Source organism: Pseudomonas fildesensis (assembly GCF_001050345.1).
Lineage (GTDB): Bacteria > Pseudomonadota > Gammaproteobacteria > Pseudomonadales > Pseudomonadaceae > Aquipseudomonas > Aquipseudomonas fildesensis.
In genome coordinates this window covers 107,770-130,650 of sequence record NZ_LFMW01000004.1, presented here as the reverse complement: position 1 = coordinate 130,650, position 22,881 = coordinate 107,770, and the positions used below count along the sequence as shown (strand labels likewise).

General features: G+C 59.6%; 22 protein-coding genes. 9 read left to right on the top strand and 13 right to left on the bottom strand.

What is annotated here, in order from left to right:
* The 8 genes from ACR52_RS07005 to gbcA all read right to left on the bottom strand — a co-directional run bounded on the left by ACR52_RS07005 (position 1) and on the right by gbcA (position 7,389).
* Positions 1–1,185, bottom strand: a complete 1,185-nt coding sequence (locus ACR52_RS07005) for a type II secretion system F family protein (protein WP_048722269.1) — start codon at positions 1,183–1,185, stop codon at positions 1–3.
* Positions 1,182–1,646: a transglycosylase SLT domain-containing protein gene (locus tag ACR52_RS07000; protein WP_048722268.1), complete on the bottom strand. Its 465-nt coding sequence runs from the start codon at positions 1,644–1,646 to the stop codon at positions 1,182–1,184. The genes ACR52_RS07005 and ACR52_RS07000 overlap by 4 nt, the downstream gene beginning before the upstream one ends.
* A 7-nt stretch (positions 1,647–1,653) precedes the next feature.
* On the bottom strand, positions 1,654–2,088 hold the full coding sequence (gspG, locus tag ACR52_RS06995) for a type II secretion system major pseudopilin GspG (RefSeq protein ID WP_048722266.1): 435 nt from the start codon (positions 2,086–2,088) through the stop codon (positions 1,654–1,656).
* A 281-nt stretch (positions 2,089–2,369) separates the two neighbouring features.
* Positions 2,370–3,893 (bottom strand): lytic polysaccharide monooxygenase, encoded by a 1,524-nt coding sequence (locus ACR52_RS06990; RefSeq protein WP_048722263.1) that lies wholly within the window; start codon positions 3,891–3,893, stop codon positions 2,370–2,372.
* A gap of 51 nt (positions 3,894–3,944) precedes the next feature.
* Positions 3,945–4,466 (bottom strand): type II secretion system protein, encoded by a 522-nt coding sequence (locus ACR52_RS06985; protein WP_173439200.1) that lies wholly within the window; start codon positions 4,464–4,466, stop codon positions 3,945–3,947.
* On the bottom strand, positions 4,453–4,833 hold the full coding sequence (locus ACR52_RS06980) for a type II secretion system protein (RefSeq protein ID WP_048722260.1): 381 nt from the start codon (positions 4,831–4,833) through the stop codon (positions 4,453–4,455). Before ACR52_RS06980 ends, ACR52_RS06985 begins: the two co-directional genes overlap by 14 nt.
* Positions 4,808–5,302: a type II secretion system protein gene (locus ACR52_RS06975; protein WP_048722258.1), complete on the bottom strand. Its 495-nt coding sequence runs from the start codon at positions 5,300–5,302 to the stop codon at positions 4,808–4,810. Before ACR52_RS06975 ends, ACR52_RS06980 begins: the two co-directional genes overlap by 26 nt.
* A 791-nt stretch (positions 5,303–6,093) precedes the next feature.
* Positions 6,094–7,389, bottom strand: coding sequence for a glycine-betaine demethylase subunit GbcA (gene gbcA, locus ACR52_RS06970; RefSeq protein WP_048722256.1), 1,296 nt, complete (start codon positions 7,387–7,389; stop codon positions 6,094–6,096).
* A gap of 283 nt (positions 7,390–7,672) precedes the next feature.
* Here gbcA and gbcB point away from each other — a divergent pair, with 283 nt between their 5' ends.
* Positions 7,673–8,773 (top strand): glycine-betaine demethylase subunit GbcB, encoded by a 1,101-nt coding sequence (gene gbcB / locus ACR52_RS06965; protein ID WP_048722255.1) that lies wholly within the window; start codon positions 7,673–7,675, stop codon positions 8,771–8,773.
* Positions 8,774–8,874: 101 nt separating this feature from the next.
* On the opposite strand, the gene ACR52_RS06960 is transcribed toward gbcB, so the two are convergent.
* Together ACR52_RS06960 and ACR52_RS06955 are read right to left on the bottom strand one after the other, a co-directional pair.
* Complete coding sequence (locus ACR52_RS06960; RefSeq protein WP_048722254.1) at positions 8,875–9,075, bottom strand: hypothetical protein; 201 nt, start codon at positions 9,073–9,075, stop codon at positions 8,875–8,877.
* A gap of 183 nt (positions 9,076–9,258) precedes the next feature.
* Positions 9,259–10,299 carry a threonine aldolase family protein gene (locus tag ACR52_RS06955; RefSeq protein WP_048722251.1) on the bottom strand — a complete coding sequence of 347 codons (1,041 nt, stop codon included), beginning with the start codon at positions 10,297–10,299 and terminating at the stop codon, positions 9,259–9,261.
* Between the two features lie 90 nt (positions 10,300–10,389).
* Here ACR52_RS06955 and ACR52_RS06950 point away from each other — a divergent pair, with 90 nt between their 5' ends.
* From ACR52_RS06950 to fdhA, 8 genes are all read left to right on the top strand, one after another.
* Positions 10,390–11,118: a TraX family protein gene (locus ACR52_RS06950; RefSeq protein WP_048722248.1), complete on the top strand. Its 729-nt coding sequence runs from the start codon at positions 10,390–10,392 to the stop codon at positions 11,116–11,118.
* Positions 11,119–11,279: 161 nt separating this feature from the next.
* Complete coding sequence (glyA, locus tag ACR52_RS06945; protein WP_048722244.1) at positions 11,280–12,533, top strand: serine hydroxymethyltransferase; 1,254 nt, start codon at positions 11,280–11,282, stop codon at positions 12,531–12,533.
* Between the two features lie 22 nt (positions 12,534–12,555).
* Positions 12,556–13,806, top strand: a complete 1,251-nt coding sequence (locus ACR52_RS06940) for a sarcosine oxidase subunit beta (protein ID WP_010207084.1) — start codon at positions 12,556–12,558, stop codon at positions 13,804–13,806.
* A gap of 15 nt (positions 13,807–13,821) precedes the next feature.
* A complete protein-coding gene (locus tag ACR52_RS06935) occupies positions 13,822–14,124 on the top strand; it encodes a sarcosine oxidase subunit delta (RefSeq protein ID WP_048722240.1) in 303 nt (100 codons plus the stop codon).
* A complete protein-coding gene (locus tag ACR52_RS06930) occupies positions 14,121–17,138 on the top strand; it encodes a sarcosine oxidase subunit alpha (RefSeq protein WP_048722238.1) in 3,018 nt (1,005 codons plus the stop codon). Before ACR52_RS06935 ends, ACR52_RS06930 begins: the two co-directional genes overlap by 4 nt.
* Positions 17,139–17,299: 161 nt before the next feature.
* Positions 17,300–17,932: a sarcosine oxidase subunit gamma gene (locus tag ACR52_RS06925; protein WP_048722236.1), complete on the top strand. Its 633-nt coding sequence runs from the start codon at positions 17,300–17,302 to the stop codon at positions 17,930–17,932.
* Between the two features lie 190 nt (positions 17,933–18,122).
* Complete coding sequence (gene purU, locus ACR52_RS06920; protein ID WP_048722233.1) at positions 18,123–18,980, top strand: formyltetrahydrofolate deformylase; 858 nt, start codon at positions 18,123–18,125, stop codon at positions 18,978–18,980.
* Positions 18,981–19,092: 112 nt separating this feature from the next.
* A complete protein-coding gene (gene fdhA / locus ACR52_RS06915; protein ID WP_048722231.1) occupies positions 19,093–20,292 on the top strand; it encodes a formaldehyde dehydrogenase, glutathione-independent in 1,200 nt (399 codons plus the stop codon).
* A gap of 414 nt (positions 20,293–20,706) precedes the next feature.
* Here fdhA and ACR52_RS06905 read toward each other — a convergent pair whose 3' ends face one another.
* The 3 genes from ACR52_RS06905 to ACR52_RS06895 all read right to left on the bottom strand — a co-directional run bounded on the left by ACR52_RS06905 (position 20,707) and on the right by ACR52_RS06895 (position 22,831).
* The gene (locus ACR52_RS06905; protein ID WP_048722225.1) at positions 20,707–21,681 is read right to left on the bottom strand and encodes a hypothetical protein; all 975 of its coding nucleotides are present in this window, start codon (positions 21,679–21,681) and stop codon (positions 20,707–20,709) included.
* A 118-nt stretch (positions 21,682–21,799) separates the two neighbouring features.
* Positions 21,800–22,060 carry a hypothetical protein gene (locus ACR52_RS06900; protein ID WP_236692119.1) on the bottom strand — a complete coding sequence of 87 codons (261 nt, stop codon included), beginning with the start codon at positions 22,058–22,060 and terminating at the stop codon, positions 21,800–21,802.
* A gap of 312 nt (positions 22,061–22,372) precedes the next feature.
* The gene (locus tag ACR52_RS06895; protein WP_048722220.1) at positions 22,373–22,831 is read right to left on the bottom strand and encodes an anti-sigma factor domain-containing protein; all 459 of its coding nucleotides are present in this window, start codon (positions 22,829–22,831) and stop codon (positions 22,373–22,375) included.
* Positions 22,832–22,881 lie beyond the last annotated feature (50 nt).

Here is a 22,881-nt window from a genome sequence, read left to right as displayed (position 1 = left end):
TTACCCCTGAATGGAACCGGCCAGTTCGAAAATCGGCATGTACAACATGAACACGATCAAGCCGATCAGCCCGCCGACCACCAGCATCAGCAGCGGCTCGAAGACCTTGCTGAACAGCTCGATGGCGCGCTCCAGCGCTTCATCGTGAAACTGTGCAATGCGTTCGCACATGGCTGCCAGTTCGCCGCTTTGCTCACCCACCCGCAACAGCCGTTCGGCGACGGCGGTGGTCAGTTGATGGCGCGCGAGTGAGGTGGACAGCGGTTGGCCGGACTGGATGTCGGTCAAGGCCTGGCGCAGGGCACCCTGCCGCTCGGCGGGTAGCAGCGCGCCAGACATTTCCACGGCGGTGACCACTGGCATCCCGCCCATCAGCAACATGCCGGCGGTGCGGTAAAAGCGCGCGAGGATAAACAGCGTGCGCTGGGCGCCCAGGCTGGGGATTTTCCAGAACAGGTTGGCGGCGCGGCGCTTGAACGCGGCGCTGCGAAACAACAGCACCCACCCCGTAATTACCACCACCAGGCCCAGCAGCAGCTCCATGCCGCGCGTCTCCACCAGCGCGCCCCACCACACCATGAAGCGCGCGGTGGCGGGCAGGTCGGCCACGGCGTCGAACACCGAGGCGAAGCGCGGGATCACGAAAAACAGCAGGAACAACAGGATCAACGCGCCCACGCTCAGCACCACCAAGGGGTACATCAGGGCGCCGCTGACGCGCTTTTTGACAGTTTCCAGGTGCGCTTCAAAATGGTGGTAGCGGCGCAGGGCCACGGCCAATTGGCCGCTGTGTTCCGAGGACGCCACGGTGGCGATCAACAGCGCAGGAAAGGTTTGCGGTTTGAGTTGCATCGCCTTGGACAGTGAGTTGCCCTCATACATCGACGCCAGCAAATCGCTCATCACCTGCCGGTTGATGCCTGGCGGCGCCTTGTCTCGCAGGGTTTCCACCGCTTCGACCAGCACCAGGCCGGCGTCCAGCAGCACCACCAGTTCCTGGATAAACAGGCCCAGGGCGAATGTTGCCCGCCGGCTGGGCAATTTCAGTTGGCGCCGTGCTTTGAGCGAGATCACTTGTGCGCCGTCGGCTAGCAGTTGCTGGCGCGCGTGGGCCATGTCGACGGCTTGCAGGCGCAAGGTGTGCAAATGGCCGTCGCGGATGATGCGGGCGTCTATGTCGATCATGGCGTTTGCCTTGTCAGTTGCTGGCGTTGCTGCTGCAACTCACCGTAATAGCGCCACACCGCCAGCGCGTAACGCGAGCGCCGTGCTTGTCGATCCGGTTTGGCCCCGGCGTTATAGGCGCCGACGGCATGCCAGCCATAACCTTGCTCGCGGATAAAACCGGCGAGGATCCACGCGCCTACCATCACGCTGGTACAGGGCTGAGTGATCAGGTGCTGTTCGGTGATGCCAAACCGGGCCAGCGCGGGCAAATGACGGCTGTTGATTTGCATCAAGCCAATGTCCTGGCTGCCGTCGCTATTGATATTGCGGGCAGTGGGGTTGAGGCCGGATTCGACCTTGGCGATGGCGTACAGCAAAAGTGGGTCGACGTGATACCGGCTGGCTGCCAACTGCCAGCAGTTGGCTTGGGCGGTGCCCGTGAGGCACAGCACGATGAGGGCGATGGGCAGCCGGTACATGGCCGCGTCACAGGCCGAACACGATGTCGGCGTTGGTGCCTTCACCGCCGGCCTTGCCGTCACGTCCCAGGGAGATGAGGTCTATCTCGTTGGGCGGCGTGCCGGGGTTTTTGTATTCGTAAGGCTTGTTCCACGGGTCTGGCGGCGCGGCCTTGGGCAGGTACGGGCCGTGCCAGTTGGGTTCACTGGCGGGGCGTTCGGTCAGGGCGCCCAGGCCGAGGGTTTCGGCGGGGTAATGGCCGTTGTCCAGGCGGTACTGGTTCAAGGCATCGCCCAGGGACTTCATCTGGCCCTTGGCGGTTTGCACCTTGGCCATTTCCAGGCGGTCAAACATCTTCGGCCCGACGTAACCGGCGAGCAGGGCGATGATCAGCAGGACAACCAGCAGCTCCAGCAAAGTGAAGCCGCGTTGAGGGGTGTGGATAAGTGGGGATGCGCGCATGGAGATACCCTGTTGGGAGTGCCAAGGTAAGGCGGTTGTGTGTAACTCTCCCGGCCCGTATTTTTGACGGGCACCGCCGGTAGAACTTCGATCACATTTTTCTTGCTCGACGGTTGAAGATTTAGACCCTTCAACGCACTAAGCGCGCTTTAACTATAGCGTTCGTCGCTATAGGAACAGGGCTGTCGATATAACGTTTTGCTCTTGGCTTGAGTGCTCAATCGAATAGTGAAAAAAACGCCGCACATCAGTGCGGCGTCATCTTGTCTAACAGTCACTCACTACGGAACGGGGTCCCAGGCCTCTTTCCAGGCAGTACCCGAACCCGGCTCATAAGCCCATCTCACTCCCGCACACCAAGCGGTGTAAGGGTGGGGTTTGCATTTATAGTTGTTGCCGTTGTTGGTCACGATATCGCCGTCTTTATAGGCGGTGCCTTCTTTATACGCAGGGTAATCACCACCACCACTGGGAGGTGTCACGGTAAAGTCTTGCTCGGCTTGGCTGGTTTTCTTGTTTTTCTGATCGTAAACATTCAGCCTTACTTTGAATGTGGTTGGCTCAGTGACGGTATAGGCTTTGCCGCTAACGGTGCTGCCGTTTTGTGCCCCCGTCATCCCGGAGACCGCCCATTGATAGAGCAACTGTCCGTTACTTCCAGACGATCCCGTGCCACTGAACGTAAAAGCTTGCCCCGACTTCAATGATGTGGGACCCGTAATCCGTGCCACGGGCGGCGCCGGATTAACAGGGCCCGGGCCCCCGTCTGGAATAATCGACATTGCCTGGGTGTAACTTTTGTTAGTGGCATAGGTCGAGTTGATCAGCGGTGTTTCCTGGTTGAACTTGACAGTCTGACCTTCCAACTCACCAATTCTGGCGATAGAAGCGTTGACCTGATCGGCTATTTCTTTACCCCATTTGCCTGGCGCCAAATTGGCAGTGCTGATCTTTTGTGTGATATCTACCAGCTCTTTTTGCGCCCCATCGTCCCCAAAGATTCGGAAATGCACGGATTCGCCTGGCTTGACGGCTAGCATATCGCCACCAATAAATGGACCAATATTGTTAAGAGGGTCTGGTACTCCGCCCCTTTGGAATCTCACATCCGAGCATGAAATGAAGAACTCACCATTGGGGTCGTCTCTCACCCAGATGCCTACTATCAGGCCGTCGCCCGAAGCGCTGCTGGGGATGGAGCGAGTGATCAAAAAAAAGCCTTGGGCCGGTATGAGGGCAGGCGGTTTGGGGTCTGTGCTCGCTACGGTAAATCTTTCGGATTGTCCCAGCTGTTCCAGGTCGTTCCATTTCAACATATCAGTGGCGCTGTTAAATCCAGGCCTGGTCATAAACGCATAGAACGTGCTTGGCACATGGGGCGCAGTACCAATTAAGCGCATCGTCAATGATTGCCCTGGTGTCACATCAGTCTTCGTCCAGTAAGGTGTTGGCTGATCCAGGCTGGCTTTTTTCGGATCACCTGCAGCGCATATCTTGCCATCTTTGATGATGCCCTTGATCTGATCCAGTGTCGGATGTTCGATATGTGGAATGTGCGCCACCTCATTCCATTGTTGGGCGGCAAATGCTTTCTCAGCAGGTGTATTGAATATTTTGGCCGACTCTCGACAGCCTTTGTCGACGATTGCGGAGCCATCTTCTGCTTGCCAGTATCCTCCCGTCACCTGGCAGTTCACCGCGCGGGCGGGCGGGCTATCCAGTGCCCCGTGTGCCCAACTTAAGGCCGGCGCCAGACATACGGCCGCCATCGTCCATTTGAAAAGTCGTTTCGTGTACTTATTCATGCTCTAGTCCACCTTCAATTCAGATAAACAAGTTCCGAACTGCTGGAACGATCAGTGTGTTAAGTGCGTTGGCGTCAACTGAACTCCCATAGGGGTGACGCGGGTTGAAGGGTTACTCTGCCCAGGGCCATACAGAAACACCCACCCTTGATAACTGCCTTGTCCTGTGAAGCTATGGTTGTTGGCTGAAAAGTTGCCGTGCTTGAACGGTGTGCCCTTGGCCTGGCTGAACACACCCATGATGGTTTCACCCGGGCCCGCTACCACGCCCCACTCGGTGCTGCCGGTCAGCGGGTCGCGGTAAACCCTGCGCAGGTAGCGTTTGACGGTCGGTTGGCGACGGTCGAGCACCAGGTCTTCGAGGGATTTCGGAAAGGTATTGCCGGCCTTGTAGTACAGGCCAATCGCCCGACGGATTTCATTGCCGCGGGCGAGCAATTCCAACTCGCGCTCGCGCTGCAGCACGCTGGACCACAGGGTGCCCACTTCCATCAGCATCACCGCCACCACGGCCACCGTCACCAACATGCCCATGAACACCGAGCCGCGCTGGCGCTGCTTACCAATCCGCATAGGCGCTCCCGTCTTTCGCAGTGCCGGGTGCACCGCTGCGCACATCGCCCAGGCCTTGTTCGTCGGAGGGTTGCAGTTGCCAGGTGTCGCGCTTGCCGGTCAGTGGGTCCAGGGGGACTTCACGCAAGTAGCGACGCTCCACCAGGGCTTGCAGGGAGTCGGGGTTGCCGCCGTGGTCTTCGCGGTATTGGTCGAGGGCCTGGCGGATGGACGACAGGTTATGGCGCAGCACGGTTTCCTGGGCCTTGGCGTGCTGGCGAAAATACTGGGGCGTGACCAGGGTCATGAGGGTGGCGATGATCGCCATGACCACCAGCAATTCGATCAGGGTAAACCCCCGATTACCACTGGCTGTATAACGTTCCATTCAAACTCTCCCGGGTGTTTCGGGATGAAACGTCAAATACATCTTCTCCCTCTTGTGGGTTCTCGGCTGTGCTCTTGTAACTGCGCAGTTGCCAGGTTTCTGCGGGCGCACGTTCAGGGCACTCGCAGACAGGGTCGCGAGGAATACGTCGCAGAAAATAGAGTGTGTTGCCTTGCAAGTTGGTTTTATCCGTCACGCCCTCAACCAATACTTGCAAGGTGGGCGGATAACCACTGTCGCTGATGCTCTTTTCGATACGGCCGTCGTCGGCGGCCTCTTTGTAGGAATCGATCGCGCGCCGTATTTCCCGCAACGAACGTTGCAAGTCGAGTTCCCGGTCGCGTTTACCCATCAACGCCGTCAGCGGATAAGCAACTGTCGAAAGCGTGGCCAGCAAGGCCAGCGTCAGTAGTAATTCAATCAGCGTAAAACCTTTGGCGCAGTGATGGCTGGGCGTGCCCTGCCACATCACTGGTCTACCTCTCTGTGTCGCGCCAAGGACTTCTGCATTTACCCAGGCCAATGGATGTAACTGCACGGGTGAGTGTAGATGAACTTTAACGATGAGTATTTTTTGTACAACGAACCACCAAGCGGTGGTTTTACCCACAATCGCTGTGAGCCTGGCTGTGGATAAGGTGTTTGCGGTTGTCCACAGGGCACGTAATTAAGGGGCTGTAGCCTGCTGTACGAAAAACAACCAGGCTAAGTCGCGGTTTTTACGAGAGTTTTCATGTGGATAAGGCTTGAGGCTACCGTTGACTTGCCCCCAAAGTCTGTTGGCGGTTCTGTGGATAAGATGTTCGCTATCGACTGCAGGCCACGGAATACGTGGGGTTGGTAAGGTTGATTAAAATTCGATCAATAATGCGTTTTTGAGGCTGAAAACCTTTGGGGCGCCGTATTTATGGCATCGAGAAGCGGTTTTCCACAGCCGGAGCAAAGTTGCCCACAAACTCTGTTGGTGTTTCTGTGGATAAGGTGTTTGCGTACCGCTACAGGTCACGTAATACGTGGCTTGCGTAGCTGTGATCAAAAAATGATCAGTTGTGCGCAAATTCGTACAGCCTGAATAAGTCACGGATTTTCTTCATTTAATTTCGAGCAAGCAACGCAGTTGCCCACAATTGCTGTGGGTGGACCTGTGGATAAGTTGTTGGCGGATGGGCGAGACGCTACTGGGCTGCGGCTTGTGATATTGATGGTTAAATTTCATACACCACCACCCTGCAGGAGCCGGCTCCTGCAGGGGGTGGGGGGTTATTCGTGGGCGGCAACGCCTTTGAGATACGGCGCGGGCGCCGCCCCCAGGTTATTCAACAGGCGTTCGCTGTACCAATCCACGAAATTCACCACACCAAACTCATAGGTCTGGGAGTACGGCCCTGGCTGGTAGGCGGTGGAGTTAATCCCGCGCTGGTTCTCTTCGGCCAGGCGACGGTCCTGGTCGTTGGTGGCGTCCCAGACCTGGCGCATGCGGTCCACGTCGTAATCCACGCCTTCCACCGCGTCCTTGTGCACGATCCACTTAGTGGTGACCATGGTTTCCTGGGCACTGATCGGCCACACGGTGAACACGATGATGTGGTCGCCCATGCAGTGGTTCCACGAGTGTGGCAGGTGCAGGATACGCATCGAGCCAAGGTCCGGGTTCTGAATGCGGCCCATCAACTTCTTGCAGCCCTGCTTGCCGTCGAGGGTCATCGACACGGTGCCCTTGAGCAGCGGCATGCGCACGATGCGGTTACGCAGGCCGAAGCTGGCGTGGGCGTAAGGGATCTTCTCGGCATCCCACGCGGCGGCCGACGCGGCGACGTGGTCCTTGAAGGCCTGGTCGGCACGCGGGTCGGTGACGTCGTCCCATTCCAGCAGGGTTTTCAGCAACTCGGGGTGCGACGCGTTGCAGTGGTAGCACTCGCGGTTGTTTTCCAGCACCAGCTTCCAGTTGGCCTTTTCGAACAAGGTGGTGGTAATCGCCACCTTGGTGTTCTCCATGTCGTACGGTTCCATGTAGTGGTTCAGCGTCGACAGGAAGTCATCAATGGCCGGCGGGTTCTCGGCCAGGCTGATGAAGATATAGCCGCCGGCGGTCTTCACGTTCACCGGCTTGAGGCCGTATTGCTTCATGTCGAAGTCGGCGCCCATCTCGGTGCCGGCGAACAACAGGCGCCCGTCGAGTTCGTAGGTCCACTGGTGGTAATGGCAGACCAGCTTGGCGACCTTGCCCTTGTCGCTGGTGCACAAGCGCGAGCCGCGGTGGCGGCAGACGTTGTGGAAGGCATGCACCACGCCTTCGGCGCCACGGATCACGATGATCGGGTTCTTGCCGATCTGCAGGGTCAGGTAATTGCCCTTGGTGGGGATTTCGCAGGTCATGCCGGCGATCAACCACTCTTTCTGGAAGATCTCCTGCATGTCGATATCAAACAACCGCTCATCAGAGTAGAACGGCTGCGGCAGCGAAAAGGTGCGCTCGCGCTCTTGCAGCATTTGCGCGGTGGCCTTGCGTGCGGGTTCCAGCGGATCGCCCAAGCTTAAGGTTGCGGTGACGTCCATCGTGTGTGTCCTCATGGCCATTCTGTGTGGCCGGCGAAAAGTGGCTACGGTTATTGCTGTGCAAGGCGTAAAGAAAGCGTCGTTATGTGCAGCGAGTGTGGGCCCGGCGCTGCCCGCAACCTTGTCCATTAGCGACATGGCCCACTCTGATCCCGACGCGCAACCCCCGTGGTATGGGGGCTGGTCGCGATAAGTATGTGAATGTCGCAGATAGGTAAATGGGTGGTTCGCGCGTTACGCAGAATCGCCACCATAAGGCCGAATATCGGCGGTGGAGAACAGCATGTCCAACAGCTTCCTGAATCCGGTAACGACCCAGACCTGGGCCAATGGTCGGCACATCGTCCGTTGCGTCAAAGTCATCCAGGAAACCTGGGATGTGCGCACCTTCTGTTTCATGGCTGACCAGCCGATCCTGTTCTTTTTCAAGCCAGGGCAGTTCGTCACCCTGGAGCTGGAAATCGACGGCCAGCCGATCATGCGCTCCTACACCATTTCCAGTTCGCCGTCGGTGCCTTACAGCTTCTCGGTGACGATCAAGCGCGTGCCGGGCGGCAAGGTCTCCAACTGGCTGCATGACACCCTGCATGAAGGCCAGGAGCTGGCGGTGCACGGGCCGGTCGGGCTGTTCAACGCCATCGACTTCAGCAACCCGAAGGTGCTGTACCTCAGTGGCGGCGTCGGCATCACGCCGGTGATGTCCATGGCGCGCTGGTATTACGACACCAACGCCAACGTCGACATGACCTTTATCCACAGCGCCCGCTCGCCGAAAGACATCATCTACCACCGCGAGCTGGAGCACATGGCGTCGCGGATCGACAACTTCAGCCTGCACCTGATCTGCGAGAAACACGGCCTGGGCGAGCCTTGGGCCGGGTATCGCGGCTACCTGAACCACAAGATGCTTGAACTGATGGTGCCGGACTTCCTGGAGCGCGAAGTGTTTTGCTGCGGCCCCACGCCGTACATGAACGCGGTGAAGCGCCTGCTGGAAGCTGCCGGCTTCGACATGACGCGTTATCACGAAGAATCCTTCGGCGCCACGCCGCCGGAAGCCCGTGCCGATGCGGTCGAGCAAGCCGAACAAGCCGCCGACGCACCGGAAATCGACCTGGCGGACCTGCACCAAGTGGAATTCATTGCCTCGGGCAAAAGCATTCGCGTCGCGCCGGGTGAAACCGTCCATGCGGCGGCGGCCAAGCTTGGGCTGTTGATCCCGAAAGCTTGCGGCATGGGAATCTGCGGGACATGCAAGGTGATGAAGCTGGGCGGGGAGGTCGAGATGGACCACAACGGCGGGATCACCGAGGAAGACGAAGCCGAGGGCTACATCCTGTCGTGCTGCAGTGTGCCTAAGGGGGATGTTCGCATCGAGTTCTAACCCGTTCACCTGAGCGTTCCCACGCAGAGCGGGGGAGCGATCAGAGGCCAGCTGCGCGTCGGAGGTCATGAGGCTCCGGCGCGGGCCTTAAGCGTTAACGGTTACTGGGCGTAGATATGGACGACGAAGTGCTGGCCTGATGCTGTCAGTTCATAGGCTTTATCGTAGATCTTCAACGTTCTCGATGGCTCTTTGATGGTGTCGCCGACTTTTGCGAATTTCCTGAACTCATTCCAGTCAATGACCGTAGTAGCGTCAGTGCCTTCGCTTTGCAGGTTGTTGCCGTAGCTTTTATATTCCATGGTCTAGCCCTCTGCTGGATTTCCGTTTCCGGCCGAACATTCGGCAGGCAGTTGTTCCCGAAAGGGGGCCTCTGCAGCGGCCTTTTCCTTTCGGGTTCCAAGAGGCTAGTCAAGGAAAGCGCAGTGCGCTGCTGTCAGAAATATCAAAAAACAGTCTCGGCATTCCGCCAGTACTCGCCAGGTTCAGGCGCTCATCACTGTCCGAATATCCGCGGCTAATTCTCTTACCCGCTCTTCATCCGTATCCCACGCACACATGAACCGCGCGCCGCCTTTGCCGATGAAGGTGTAGAAGCGCCAGCCCTTGGCCGTCAGTGCGGCGATGGCCGGTTCCGAGAGCTGTAGGAACACGCCGTTGGCCTGTACCGGGAACATCAACTCCACGCCGGGAATGTCCGCCACCAGGCTGCTGAGCAGCTGTGCGCAATGGTTGGCGTGACGTGCGTGCTTGAGCCAGGCGTCGTTTTCCAGCAGGCCCACCCAGGGGGCGGAGAGAAAGCGCATTTTCGAGGCGAGTTGGCCGGCCTGTTTGCAGCGATAGTCGAAGTCTTCCGCCAGCTTGTGGTTGAAGAACAGGATCGCTTCGCCCACGGCCATGCCGTTTTTCGTACCGCCGAAGCACAGCACGTCCACACCGGCTTTCCAGGTCAGGTCGGCAGGGGAGCAGCCGAGGAAGGCGCAGGCGTTGGAGAAGCGCGCGCCGTCCATGTGCAGGTTCAGGCCGAGCTCTTTGCAGGTGGCGCTGATCGCGCGGATTTCTTCCGGGGTGTAGACGCTGCCCACTTCGGTGGCCTGGGTCAGGGTCACGACGCGCGGCTTGGGGTAGTGGATGTCCTGGCGCTTGAGCGCGATCTCGCGGATCGACTCCGGGGTCAGTTTGCCGTTTTCGGTGCGGGCGGTGAGCAGCTTGGAGCCGTTGGAGAAAAACTCCGGCGCGCCGCATTCGTCGGTTTCGACGTGGGCGGTTTCCGAGCAAATCACGCTATGGTAGCTCTGGCACAGCGAGGACAACGCCAGGGAGTTGGCGGCGGTGCCGTTGAAGGCGAAGAACACTTCGCAGTCGGTTTCGAACAGATTGCGGAAACCGTCGGCGGCGCGGTGGGTCCATTCATCATCGCCGTAGGCACGTTGATGGCCGTGGTTGGCTTGTTCCATGGCGGCCCAGGCTTCCGGGCAGATGCCGGAATAGTTATCGCTGGCGAATTGTTGGCTCTTGTCGGTCATGGCCCATTCCTGTGGTCGATGTTGGTGCGCACTGTAACCAAGATTGTCCGGGGTGCGCACGCACTGTAAATGCAAAGTCACTGGGGAATTATGCACGGTACTCAAACGTTGCCTGTCGGACGCGTCCGCGATGGCGCTCTGGATTTGCTCAAGTGGCTGGCGCTGTTGAGCATGGTGCTGGACCACCTGCGTTATGTCGGCTTGAGCCTGGATGGCCTGTATGTGCCGGGGCGCCTGGCGTTCCCGTGGTTTTGCCTGGCGATCGCGGCCAACCTGCATCGGGTCAAGGATGCGCCGGTGACCGGCCAATGGCGTTATTTGGGCTGGTTGCTGCTGTTCAGTGTGATCAGTGAAGTGCCGTACCGGATGTTTATCGACGATGCCGATACGTTGAACGTACTGCCGACGTTGGCGCTGGGCCTGCTGGTTGCCCGAGGATGGCAGCAGAAGGCGCTTGTTGATCGAGGATTGGCGATTATTGCCCTCGCGATTGCCGCTGTATTCTCGACGCAGCTGATGTTCGGTTTTTTCGGTGTATTGCTGCCGCTGGCGATGCTGCTGGTGTTTAGCCGGCCATGGTATTTCAGCGTGTTGCCGGGGGTGGTGTGTGTGGCTGCCAATCAATGGCAGGTTCTGCTCAATAGCGGCAGCCCTGTCGCGATGCTCGGGTTGGCCACCTGCCTGATCGCGCCATTGATCGGACTGGTCATGTTACGACACGCCCAAAACACCTCGCCACCGCCCATGCGCCGCTGGGCGTATGCGCTCTATCCCGTGCATTTCCTGCTGCTGCTACTCCTTCGCAAGTTCATCGCCTAACCCCTCCCACATTTGTTCTGTGTTGTTAGAGCAATGTCGTAAACGCACCTTTGCGTGGCGTCCGTAGGCATTTGACCTGCCTGCGCCAGCCCTACCATCGCATCAAAGGGCTATGCCGCCGTGCGCGGGCCTCAACAATACGAAAGGCTGGGAGAGACGCGATGTTCAGCAAGACAGACCAGATCCAGGGTTATGACGATGCACTGCTGGCGGCGATGAATGCCGAGGAGCAGCGTCAGGAAGATCATATCGAGCTGATCGCGTCGGAAAACTACACCAGCAAGCGCGTGATGGAAGCCCAGGGCAGCGGCCTCACCAACAAATACGCCGAAGGCTACCCAGGCAAACGCTACTACGGCGGCTGCGAGCACGTGGACAAGGTCGAAGCCCTGGCCATCGAGCGTGCCAAGCAGTTGTTCGGCGCCGATTACGCCAACGTGCAGCCGCACTCCGGCTCATCCGCCAACAGCGCGGTGTACCTGGCGCTGATTAATGCGGGTGACACCATCCTCGGCATGAGCCTGGCCCATGGCGGCCACCTGACCCACGGCGCCAAGGTGTCGTCCTCGGGCAAGCTGTACAACGCCGTGCAGTACGGCATCAACACCGACACCGGCCTGATCGACTACGACGAAGTCGAGCGCCTGGCCGTCGAGCACAAGCCGAAGATGGTCGTTGCTGGTTTCTCTGCTTACTCCAAAACCCTGGATTTCCCACGCTTCCGTCAGATCGCCGATAAGGTCGGCGCGCTGCTGTTCGTCGATATGGCTCACGTCGCCGGCCTGGTTGCCGCCGGTTTGTACCCGAACCCGCTGCCCTACGCCGACGTGGTCACCACCACCACCCACAAGACCCTGCGCGGTCCGCGTGGCGGGTTGATCCTGGCCAAGTCCAACGAAGAAATTGAGAAAAAACTCAACTCCGCCGTGTTCCCTGGCGCCCAGGGCGGCCCGCTGATGCACGTCATCGCCGGCAAGGCCGTGTGCTTCAAGGAAGCGCAGGAGCCGGGCTTCAAGGTCTATCAGCAGCAAGTGATCGACAACGCCCAGGCCATGGCCAGCGTATTTATCAAACGCGGCTACGATGTAGTGTCCGGCGGCACCGACAACCACCTGTTCCTGGTCAGCCTGATCCGTCAGGGCCTCACCGGCAAAGAGGCGGACGCCGCCCTCGGTCGCGCCCACATCACCGTCAACAAGAACGCCGTGCCGAATGACCCGCAGTCGCCGTTCGTGACCTCGGGCCTGCGCATCGGCACGCCGGCGGTGACCACGCGCGGTTTCAAAGTGCCGCAATGCATCGAACTGGCTGGCTGGATCTGCGACATCCTCGATAACCTCGGCGATGCCGATGTCGAGGCCAATGTGGCCAAGCACGTGTCTGCCCTGTGCGCTGATTTCCCGGTTTATCGCTGAGCGCGGTTTTGGAGTAATGACTATGCAACGCTACTCAGGCTTCGGCCTCTTCAAGCACTCACTCAGCCACCACGAAAACTGGCAGAAAATGTGGCGCACGCCGACCCCTAAAAAGGTCTACGACGTGGTCATCGTCGGCGGCGGCGGGCATGGTCTGGCGACCGCCTACTACCTGGCCAAGGAGCACGGCATCACCAACGTGGCCGTGGTCGAGAAAGGCTGGCTGGGCGGCGGTAACACCGCGCGCAACACCACCATCGTGCGGTCCAACTACCTGTGGGACGAGTCGGCGCACCTGTATGAGCACGCGATGAAACTGTGGGAAGGCCTGTCCCAGGACCTGAACTACAACGTGATGTTCTCCCAGCGCGGTGTCTACAACCTGTGCCACACCCTGCAAGACATCCGTGATTCCGAGCGCCGCGTCAGCGCCAACCGCCTCAATGGCGTCGACGGCGAGTTGCTGAATGCCAAGCAAGTGGCCGATGAGATTCCGTACCTCGACTGCTCGAAAAACACCCGCTACCCGGTACTCGGCGCCACCGTGCAACGTCGCGGCGGCGTGGCCCGTCACGATGCCGTGGCCTGGGGCTTTGCCCGCGCCGCCGACGCCTTGGGCGTGGACTTGATCCAGCAGACCGAAGTGATCGGTTTTCGCAAGGAAAATGGCGTGTGCATCGGCGTGGAAACCAACAAGGGTTTTATCGGTGCCAAGCGCGTCGGTGTGGTCACGGCCGGTAACTCCGGGCACATGGCCTCGCTCGCCGGGTTCCGCCTGCCGATCGAATCCCACCCGCTGCAAGCGTTGGTGTCGGAGCCGATCAAGCCGATTATCGACAGCGTGATCATGTCCAACGCCGTGCACGGTTACATCAGCCAGTCCGACAAGGGCGACCTGGTGATCGGCGCCGGTATCGACGGCTACAACGGCTACGGCCAGCGCGGTTCGTACCCGGTGATCGAACACACCATCCAGGCCATCGTCGAGATGTTCCCGGTGCTGTCGCGCGTGCGCATGAACCGCCAGTGGGGCGGCATCGTCGACACCACGCCGGACGCCTGCCCGATCATCTCCAAGACTCCGGTACCGAACATGTTTTTCAACTGCGGTTGGGGCACCGGTGGCTTCAAGGCCACTCCGGGCTCAGGCAACGTATTTGCCGCCAGCCTCGCCAAAGGTGAAATGCACCCATTGGCGGCACCTTTTTCCATCGACCGTTTCCACAACGGTGCGCTGATCGACGAACACGGCGCTGCGGCCGTCGCCCACTAACAGGAGAAATTCCCTATGTTGCATATCTTCTGTCCTCACTGTGGCGAACTGCGCTCCGAAGAGGAATTCCACGCGTCCGGCCAAGCGCACATCCCGCGCCCGCTGGACCCGAATGCCTGCACCGACGAGCAGTGGGGCGACTACATGTTCTTTCGCGACAACCCCCGTGGCCTGCACCACGAGCTGTGGATTCACGCCGCCGGTTGCCGCCAGTACTTCAACGCGACCCGCGACACGCTGACCTACGAAATTCTTGAAACCTACACGATAGGCACCAAGCCGCAATTCACCGCCAAGGCTTCTGGAGAGAAGGTATGAGCCAGATCAATCGCCTGTCCAACGGTGGCCGGATCGACCGTAATAAAGTCCTGACGTTCAGCTTCAACGGCCAGAGCTACAAAGGCTATGAAGGCGACACCCTGGCCGCTGCACTGCTGGCCAACGGTGTCGATATCATCGGTCGCAGCTTCAAGTACTCGCGCCCACGCGGCATCTTTGCTGCAGGCTGCGAGGAGCCAAACGCGGTGCTGCAGATCGGCGCCACCGAAGCCACCCAGATTCCCAACGTGCGCGCCACGCAACAGGCGTTGTACCAGGGTTTGGTCGCCACCAGCACCAACGGCTGGCCGAGCGTCAACAACGACATGATGGGCATCCTCGGCAAGGTCGGCGGCAAGCTGATGCCGCCGGGTTTCTACTACAAAACCTTCATGTACCCGCAATCGTTCTGGATGACTTACGAGAAGTACATCCGCAAGGCGGCCGGCCTTGGCCGCTCGCCGACCGAGAACGACCCGGACACCTATGACAACTTCAACCGTCACTGCGACGTGCTGATCGTCGGCGCGGGCCCTGCCGGCCTGGCCGCTGCACTGGCCGCCGCGCGCAGCGGTGCCCGCGTGATCATCGCCGATGAGCAGGAAGAGTTTGGCGGCACGCTGCTCGACTCCCGCGAAAGCCTCGACGGCAAGCCGGCTGCTGAGTGGGTTGCCAGCGTCATCGCCGAACTGAAAGCGCTGCCGGAAGTGGTGCTGCTGCCGCGCGCCACGGTCAACGGCTACCACGACCATAACTTCCTGACCATTCACGAGCGCCTCACCGATCACCTCGGCGACCGTGCGCCGATTGGCGTGGTGCGCCAGCGTATTCACCGTGTACGGGCCAAGCGCGTGGTGCTGGCGACCGGTGCGTGCGAACGTCCGCTGGTGTACGGCAACAACGACGTGCCGGGCAACATGCTCGCCGGTGCGGTCTCGACTTATGTGCGCCGCTATGGCGTGGCGCCGGGTAAAAAGCTGGTGCTGTCGACCAACAACGACCACGCCTACCGTGTTGCGCTGGACTGGTTCGACGCCGGCCTGACCGTTGTGGCCGTGGCTGATGCTCGCCACAACCCACGTGGCGCGCTGGTGGAAGAAGCCCGCGCCAAAGGCATTCGTATCCTCACCGGCAGCGCTGTGATCGAAGCGCGTGGCAGCAAACACGTGAGCGGCGCCCGCGTTGCTGCCATCGATGTCAAAGCGCACACAGTCACCAGCCCCGGCGAATGGCTGGACTGCGACCTGGTCGCCAGCTCCGGTGGTTACAGCCCGGTGGTGCACCTGGCTTCGCACTTGGGCGGCAAGCCGACCTGGCGTGAAGACATCCTCGGTTTTGTACCGGGCGAAGCACCACAGAAGCGCGTGTGCGTCGGTGGCATCAACGGCGTCTACGGCCTGGGTGATTCCCTGGCGGACGGTTTTGAAGGGGGCGTGCGCGCCGCCAGCGAAGCCGGTTTTGCGCCGGTGGAAGGCACGCTGCCAAAAGCCTTGAGCCGTCTGGAAGAGCCGACGCTGGCGCTGTTCCAGGTACCGCATGAGAAAGCTACCGCACGGGCGCCGAAGCAGTTTGTCGACCTGCAAAACGATGTCACTGCCGCCGCCATCGAACTCGCCACCCGCGAAGGTTTCGAGTCGGTCGAGCACGTCAAACGCTACACCGCGCTGGGCTTTGGCACCGATCAGGGCAAGCTGGGTAACGTCAACGGCTTGGCCATTGCCGCGCGCTCGCTGAACGTGACCATCCCGCAGATGGGCACCACCATGTTCCGTCCCAACTACACGCCGGTGACCTTCGGCGCCGTTGCGGGCCGGCACTGTGGGCATATCTTCGAACCGGTGCGCTACACCGCGCTGCACGCCTGGCACGTCAAGAACGGCGCCGAGTTTGAAGACGTCGGCCAGTGGAAACGCCCGTGGTACTTCCCGCGCAACGGTGAAGACCTGCACGCCGCCGTCAAACGCGAATGCCTGGCCGTGCGCGACAGCGTCGGCCTGCTGGACGCCTCGACCCTCGGCAAGATCGACATCCAGGGCCCGGATGCCCGCGAGTTCCTCAACCGCATCTACAGCAACGCCTGGACCAAGCTCGACGTGGGCAAGGCGCGCTACGGCCTGATGTGCAAGGAAGACGGCATGGTCTTCGACGACGGCGTGACCGCCTGCCTCGCCGACAACCACTTCCTGATGACCACCACCACCGGCGGTGCCGCCCGCGTATTGCAGTGGCTGGAAATCTATCAACAGACCGAATGGCCGGACCTCAAGGTGTACTTCACCTCGGTCACCGACCACTGGGCGACCATGACCCTGTCTGGCCCCAACAGCCGCAAGCTGCTGGCGCAAGTCACCGACATCGACCTGGACAAGGACGGTTTCCCGTTCATGACCTGGAAAGAAGGCCTGGTCGGCGGCGTGCCGGCGCGGGTGTTCCGCATCTCGTTTACCGGGGAACTGTCGTACGAAATCAACGTACAGGCCGACTACGCTATGGGCGTGCTGGAACAGATCGTCGCGGCGGGCAAGCCATACAACCTGACCCCGTACGGCACTGAAACCATGCACGTACTGCGGGCCGAGAAGGGCTTCATCATCGTCGGCCAGGACACTGACGGCTCGATGACCCCGGACGACCTGAACATGGGCTGGTGCGTGGGCCGTACCAAACCGTTCTCGTGGATCGGCTGGCGCGGGATGAACCGTGAAGACTGCGTGCGTGAAGAGCGCAAGCAACTGGTGGGCCTGAAGCCGATCGACCCGAACGTGTGGCTGCCGGAAGGCGCGCAATTGGTGTTCGATCCGAAGCAGACGATCCCGATGAAGATGGTCGGTCACGTCACCTCAAGTTATGCCCACAACTCCCTCGGCTATTCGTTTGCGATGGCGGTGGTGAAGGGCGGTTTGAAGCGCATTGGCGAACGGGTGTTTTCGCCCCAGGCAGATGGCAGCGTGATCGAGGCGGAGATTGTGTCCTCAGTGTTCTTTGACCCGAAAGGTGAACGCCAGAACATCTGACACCTGATCGTTCCCACGCAGAGCGTGGGAACGATCCATAGACCGAGTCGCCTGGATCGCGAGCAAGCCCCCTCCCACAGGGGAACGCATTCCAAAATGTGGGAGGGGGCTTGCTCCCGATGACGGCAGTAGTCGCACAACAGAATTCAGACAGGTGCTATATGACAGCAGCCAATGTTTACCAGCAACGCCCAACCACCGGCGCCAAGGCCGAGTCGTCGCTGCACCATGCCGACCTCGCCAGCCTGGTGGGCAAGGGCCGCAAGAACGCCGGCGTGATCGTGCGTGAAAAGAAATTACTCGGCCATCTGACCCTTCGTGGTGATGGCCACGATGCAGCCTTCGCAGCCGGCGTGCACAAGGCCTTGGGCATCGAGCTGCCCGGCGCCCTGACCGTCATCGTCAAAGGCGAAACCAGCCTGCAATGGCTCGGCCCGGATGAGTGGCTACTGATCGTGCCAAGCGGCGAAGAATTCGCTGCCGAGAAAAGCCTGCGTGAGGCACTGGGTGAATTGCATATCCAGATCGTCAACGTCAGCGGCGGCCAGCAGATTCTTGAACTGAGCGGCCCGAACGTGCGCGAAGTGCTGATGAAGTCCACCAGCTACGACGTGCACCCCAACAACTTCCCGGTGGGCAAGGCGGTGGGCACGGTGTTCGCCAAGTCGCAGCTGGTGATCCGCCATACCGCTGAAGACACCTGGGAACTGGTGATTCGTCGCAGCTTTTCGGATTACTGGTGGTTGTGGCTGCAGGATGCCTCCGCCGAATTTGGCCTGAGCGTAGAAGCCTGATCGAATGAGCACATAACTTCTGTTATGAGCAGGCTGTTGTGGCGAGGGGGCTTGCCCCCCGTTGGAGCGCGCAGCGGTCCCAATAAGGTCAGTGCATTTTTTCTGAAATAACCGAGCGGCAGGTTTTGGGGCTGCTTCGCAGCCCAACGGGGGACAAGCCCCCTCGCCACGAAGGCCTGAGGATTCCAATATGAGCCGCGCACCCGATACATGGATTTTGACCGCCGACTGCCCCAGCGTGCTCGGCACGGTGGACGCGGTCACCCGCTACCTGTTCGAGCAGGGCTGCTACGTCACCGAGCATCACTCGTTCGATGATCGCCTCTCGGGCCGATTTTTTATCCGCGTGGAATTCCGTCAGCCAGACGGTTTTGATGAGCAGGCTTTCCGCGATGGCCTGGCCACGCGCGGCGAAGCCTTTGGCATGATCTTCGAGCTGACGGCGCCGAACTACCGGCCAAAAGTGGTGATCATGGTCTCCAAGGCCGATCACTGTCTTAACGACCTGCTGTACCGCCAGCGCATCGGCCAACTGTCGATGGACGTGGTCGCGGTGGTGTCCAACCACCCTGATCTCAAACCGTTGGCCGACTGGCACCAGATTCCCTACTACCATTTCCCACTCGACCCCAACGACAAACCGTCCCAGGAGCGTCAGGTGTGGCAAGTGGTGGAAGACACGGGCGCCGAACTGGTGATCCTTGCGCGCTACATGCAAGTGCTGTCGCCGGAGCTGTGCCGCAAGCTGGATGGCAAGGCGATCAACATCCATCACTCATTGTTGCCGGGGTTCAAGGGTGCCAAGCCGTATCACCAGGCGTACAACAAGGGTGTGAAATTGGTTGGCGCGACGGCGCATTACATCAACAACGATCTGGACGAAGGCCCGATCATCGCCCAGGGCGTTGAGGTGGTAGATCACAGCCACTATCCGGAGGATTTGATTGCCAAGGGGCGCGATATCGAAGGGCAGACATTGGCCCGAGCCGTGGGGTATCACATTGAGCGGCGGGTGTTTTTGAACGCCAATCGGACGGTGGTGCTCTGACTCCCGATGAGGCCCTAACAAACAACACAAGAAACAGCATCTGTACCCGAGCATTTAACGCGCTGCCTGCCTGGGCAACGCGGTTCCATAAAAACAACAGCGAGGTGAAAGCATGTCTGGTAATCGTGGTGTCGTGTATCTCGGCAACGGCAAGGTCGAAGTACAGAAAATCGACTATCCCAAAATGCAGGACCCCCGTGGCAGGAAGATTGAGCACGGCGTCATCCTGCGCGTGGTCTCCACCAACATCTGCGGCTCCGACCAACACATGGTGCGCGGCCGCACCACCGCTCAGACCGGCCTGGTGCTCGGTCACGAAATCACCGGTGAAGTGATCGAGAAGGGCAGCGACGTCGAAAACCTGAAAATCGGCGACCTGGTCTCCGTGCCGTTCAACGTTGCTTGCGGCCGCTGCCGCTCATGCAAAGAGCAACACACGGGCGTATGCCTGACCGTCAACCCGGCCCGTGCCGGTGGCGCCTATGGCTACGTCGACATGGGCGACTGGACCGGTGGCCAGGCCGAATACGTGCTGGTGCCATACGCTGACTTCAACCTGCTCAAACTGCCGGACCGCGACAAGGCCATGGAGAAAATCCGCGACCTGACCTGCCTCTCCGACATTCTCCCTACTGGCTACCACGGCGCTGTCACGGCTGGCGTTGGCCCGGGCAGCACCGTGTACATCGCCGGTGCTGGCCCTGTCGGTCTGGCCGCAGCGGCTTCTGCACGCCTGCTCGGTGCGGCGGTGGTGATTATTGGCGACGTCAACTCCATCCGCCTGGCCCACGCCAAGGCGCAAGGGTTCGAAGTGGTCGACCTGTCCACCGACACCCCGCTGCACGAACAAATCGCCGCGCTGCTGGGTGAGCCTGAAGTGGACTGCGCCGTCGACTGCGTGGGCTTCGAAGCGCGTGGCCACGGTCATGACGGCGCCAAGGCGGAGGCCCCGGCCACCGTGCTCAACTCACTGATGGGCGTGGTGCGCGTGGCGGGCAAGATCGGCATCCCCGGCCTGTACGTCACCGAAGATCCAGGTGCCGTCGACGCCGCTGCGAAAATGGGCAGCCTGAGCATCCGCTTTGGTTTGGGCTGGGCCAAATCCCACAGCTTCCACACCGGGCAAACGCCGGTGATGAAGTACAACCGCCAGCTGATGCAGGCGATCATGTGGGACCGTATTCACATTGCCGACATCGTGGGGGTTGAAGTCATCAGCCTGGATGACGCGCCACGCGGGTATGGCGAGTTTGATGCGGGCGTGCCGAAGAAGTTTGTGATTGATCCGCATAAGTTGTTCAGCGCGGCCTAAATCGCAGGCGAAATAAAAAGGGCGACCCGAGGGTCGCCCTTGTTTTATGGAACATTAGTCCTTCATAAGAAACCAGCTGATAGCCATGCCTGCAATGGAGAGGCAGGGAACGAGTGTCGGTATCACCATCCAGTACTTGAGGTGCCGAGGTATTTTTTTAACGTCCTCAACGAGTACCAAGCGCCTCCATTGGAGTACTTTTGGGATAAGAATGATGGTCGCCATGGCGAATAGGCGTTGCGGTCTTCCTTCAAAATGAGCTCTACGAAAGATGTCTTTGTTCACGACTAGATAGGGGCTGTGTTGCACATAGCGTTCTGCTGCATCGAGTTTTTTGTACATGGCACAAAAGATGAGCGGGAAGCTAAGTAGCATGAGGGCGCATGAGCTCAACATAATAAATTCCAGGTACATTTAGTCCCTCGCAGCCTCATAGAGAAATTTACCCGCAATTTCCCCACCTTCGGCTCCGAGCTTGCCTAAGGCGAGTCCACCTGCGGCACCGCCGACGATGGCACATGCTAAGGCTCCGGCGCCTGCTGTAGGTATACCGAATACAATCATGCAGGCGCCGATACCGATAGAGGCCCCAATTGTCCCGCCCAGGGATGCGCCGCCAACGCCAAACACTAACTTGCCTCCTTCAACATACTTCGCTTGCGTACATTCCTGCTCACGCCCCGTAGAGCACGCCTGCGCTATCTCCATCGCGGTTGCCCCAACATCCAGCGCTATACCAATGTAAGTCCCTTTCTTCAACATTTCCGAGGCTTTGGCGACTCGCTTGACCGTGTCCTCATACCCGAGAATCTGTCCATGATGCCAGTAGCTCTTACTGGAAATCCCCAGCATCTTTTTAATCGACCCTTCGTTTTTCAGCCCCGTACCAAAGCGGGCCATGCCGGAAATTTGGCCATCCAGCGTCGCAAACAATGCCCTGCGTTTGACCAGGAACTCGCTCCTTGCCGCCGTGGTGCCCTTACTCAAGTACTGCTTATGCAAATCGTCGATTTCCTTGAGGGTCTTCTCGATTTGCGCCAAGTGCTTGCTCCATGCACTGCTGGCGGCCCCGATGCCGATAGAGGAATAAGTCATGATTGCCTGTAACTGATCGTAGTTTTTGATCAAGAATTGATCGGCGGCAGAATGTGCCAATAGCGCATGTTTGATTTTCGCCGCCGATTGCATCAATCGTGCTTCTTCAGCCGTGCAAGCCGCTGTTCGACTGTCGCCGATAATGACCAGTTGCCCAGGCAATACCATTGTGTTGCGGATGTGTTGATTGAGCGTGTCGAACTTTGTCTGCGTCTGCGGATTAAGCGACAGGCTTTGCTTGAGCAGCGGATACGGCTGCGCTCGATCATTGATAAATACGTAGGGTCCCTGCATCGCGTACACCTCCATGGCTGTGGCGCACGACTATAAGAAGGCGCCACAAGCGGTGTAAGGCGTGTACAGGGACGTTTTTAACGTTTCGGAAATGGACTACTTAAGTTCAGGCTCATGCCTACGATTGTAGGCGGCGGCTGATCACGTCGAGCAAATCGCACCCATCGCGCAACGGAATGGCGCAGAGCAGGGCGAAGTCCTGGAGGACGATGGTGTCGGTTTGCAGGCCCTCGCGAAACGCCAGGTTTTCCATGACTTGGGTCACCGCGCGGATGCGGTAGACAGCGGCGTCGTGGAGGACGTCGAGGGGCACTTGGGTGTCGATGAGCAGGGAAGGGGTAGTGCTGTCGTGGCCGGTGAGCGGCATGTATCGGTTCATGTTTTAACCTTCATTTCAGAGAATGGGGCTACCACTCACACGTCGCCAAACGAATGGGTGGCAGCTGTACGCAGGTTGGCGAACCGGTGAAATGAGGCAAAGCCGGCAGACCCGAGGGTCTCCCACGCACAGCCGCCATAAAGGACAGCATCGCGGGTGCAAAAAAACCTGCAAAGGAGCAGGTGCTTTTGCATGCCTTACTTCAATCGAGTCGCCAAACCCGTGTCGCCATGTGGACGACCGCCGAACTATAAGCGCCATCCTTCGCCGGGAGCAAGTCGCCTGGGCGGTGAGCGGCGCTTGGGGGTGGGGTTAACGAGTAGCCAGTGCGCCTTGATAGACAGTCGGGCCTGTCGGTTGCTTACTCACCGACCCACCCTTGCTTTCCGAACTCACCATCAACTCCACCGGCTTGCTGATGGATTCCTGCTGGCGCGGATTCAAGCCGATGATGCCTTTGCCATCTTCCGGCAACAGGCCCAGGGACACGGGCGTGCCGCCTTCGGGGATGGCCCACAGTTCCAGGCTCTGGTCCGGCGCCGGGGCTGTGGCGGCGATGGGCTGCACTTCCAGGTAGTCCTTGTGGGCCATGATCTGCGCGGCCGGTTGCTGGGTGGTGGTCACCAGCGTGGCGGCGGATTTGACGCTGTCCTGGGTGTAGAGCGCGCCGCCGATACCGGCAACCACCACCACGCAGGCGCCGATAAACAGGCGGGAGCGGCTCCAGAATGGAGGCTTGTGCTCAATCACTTGGGGTTGGATCGCAGTCATAAGTCTCTTCCTGACAAATTTTGTAGTCAGTTCATGGACCCTCGTGATCG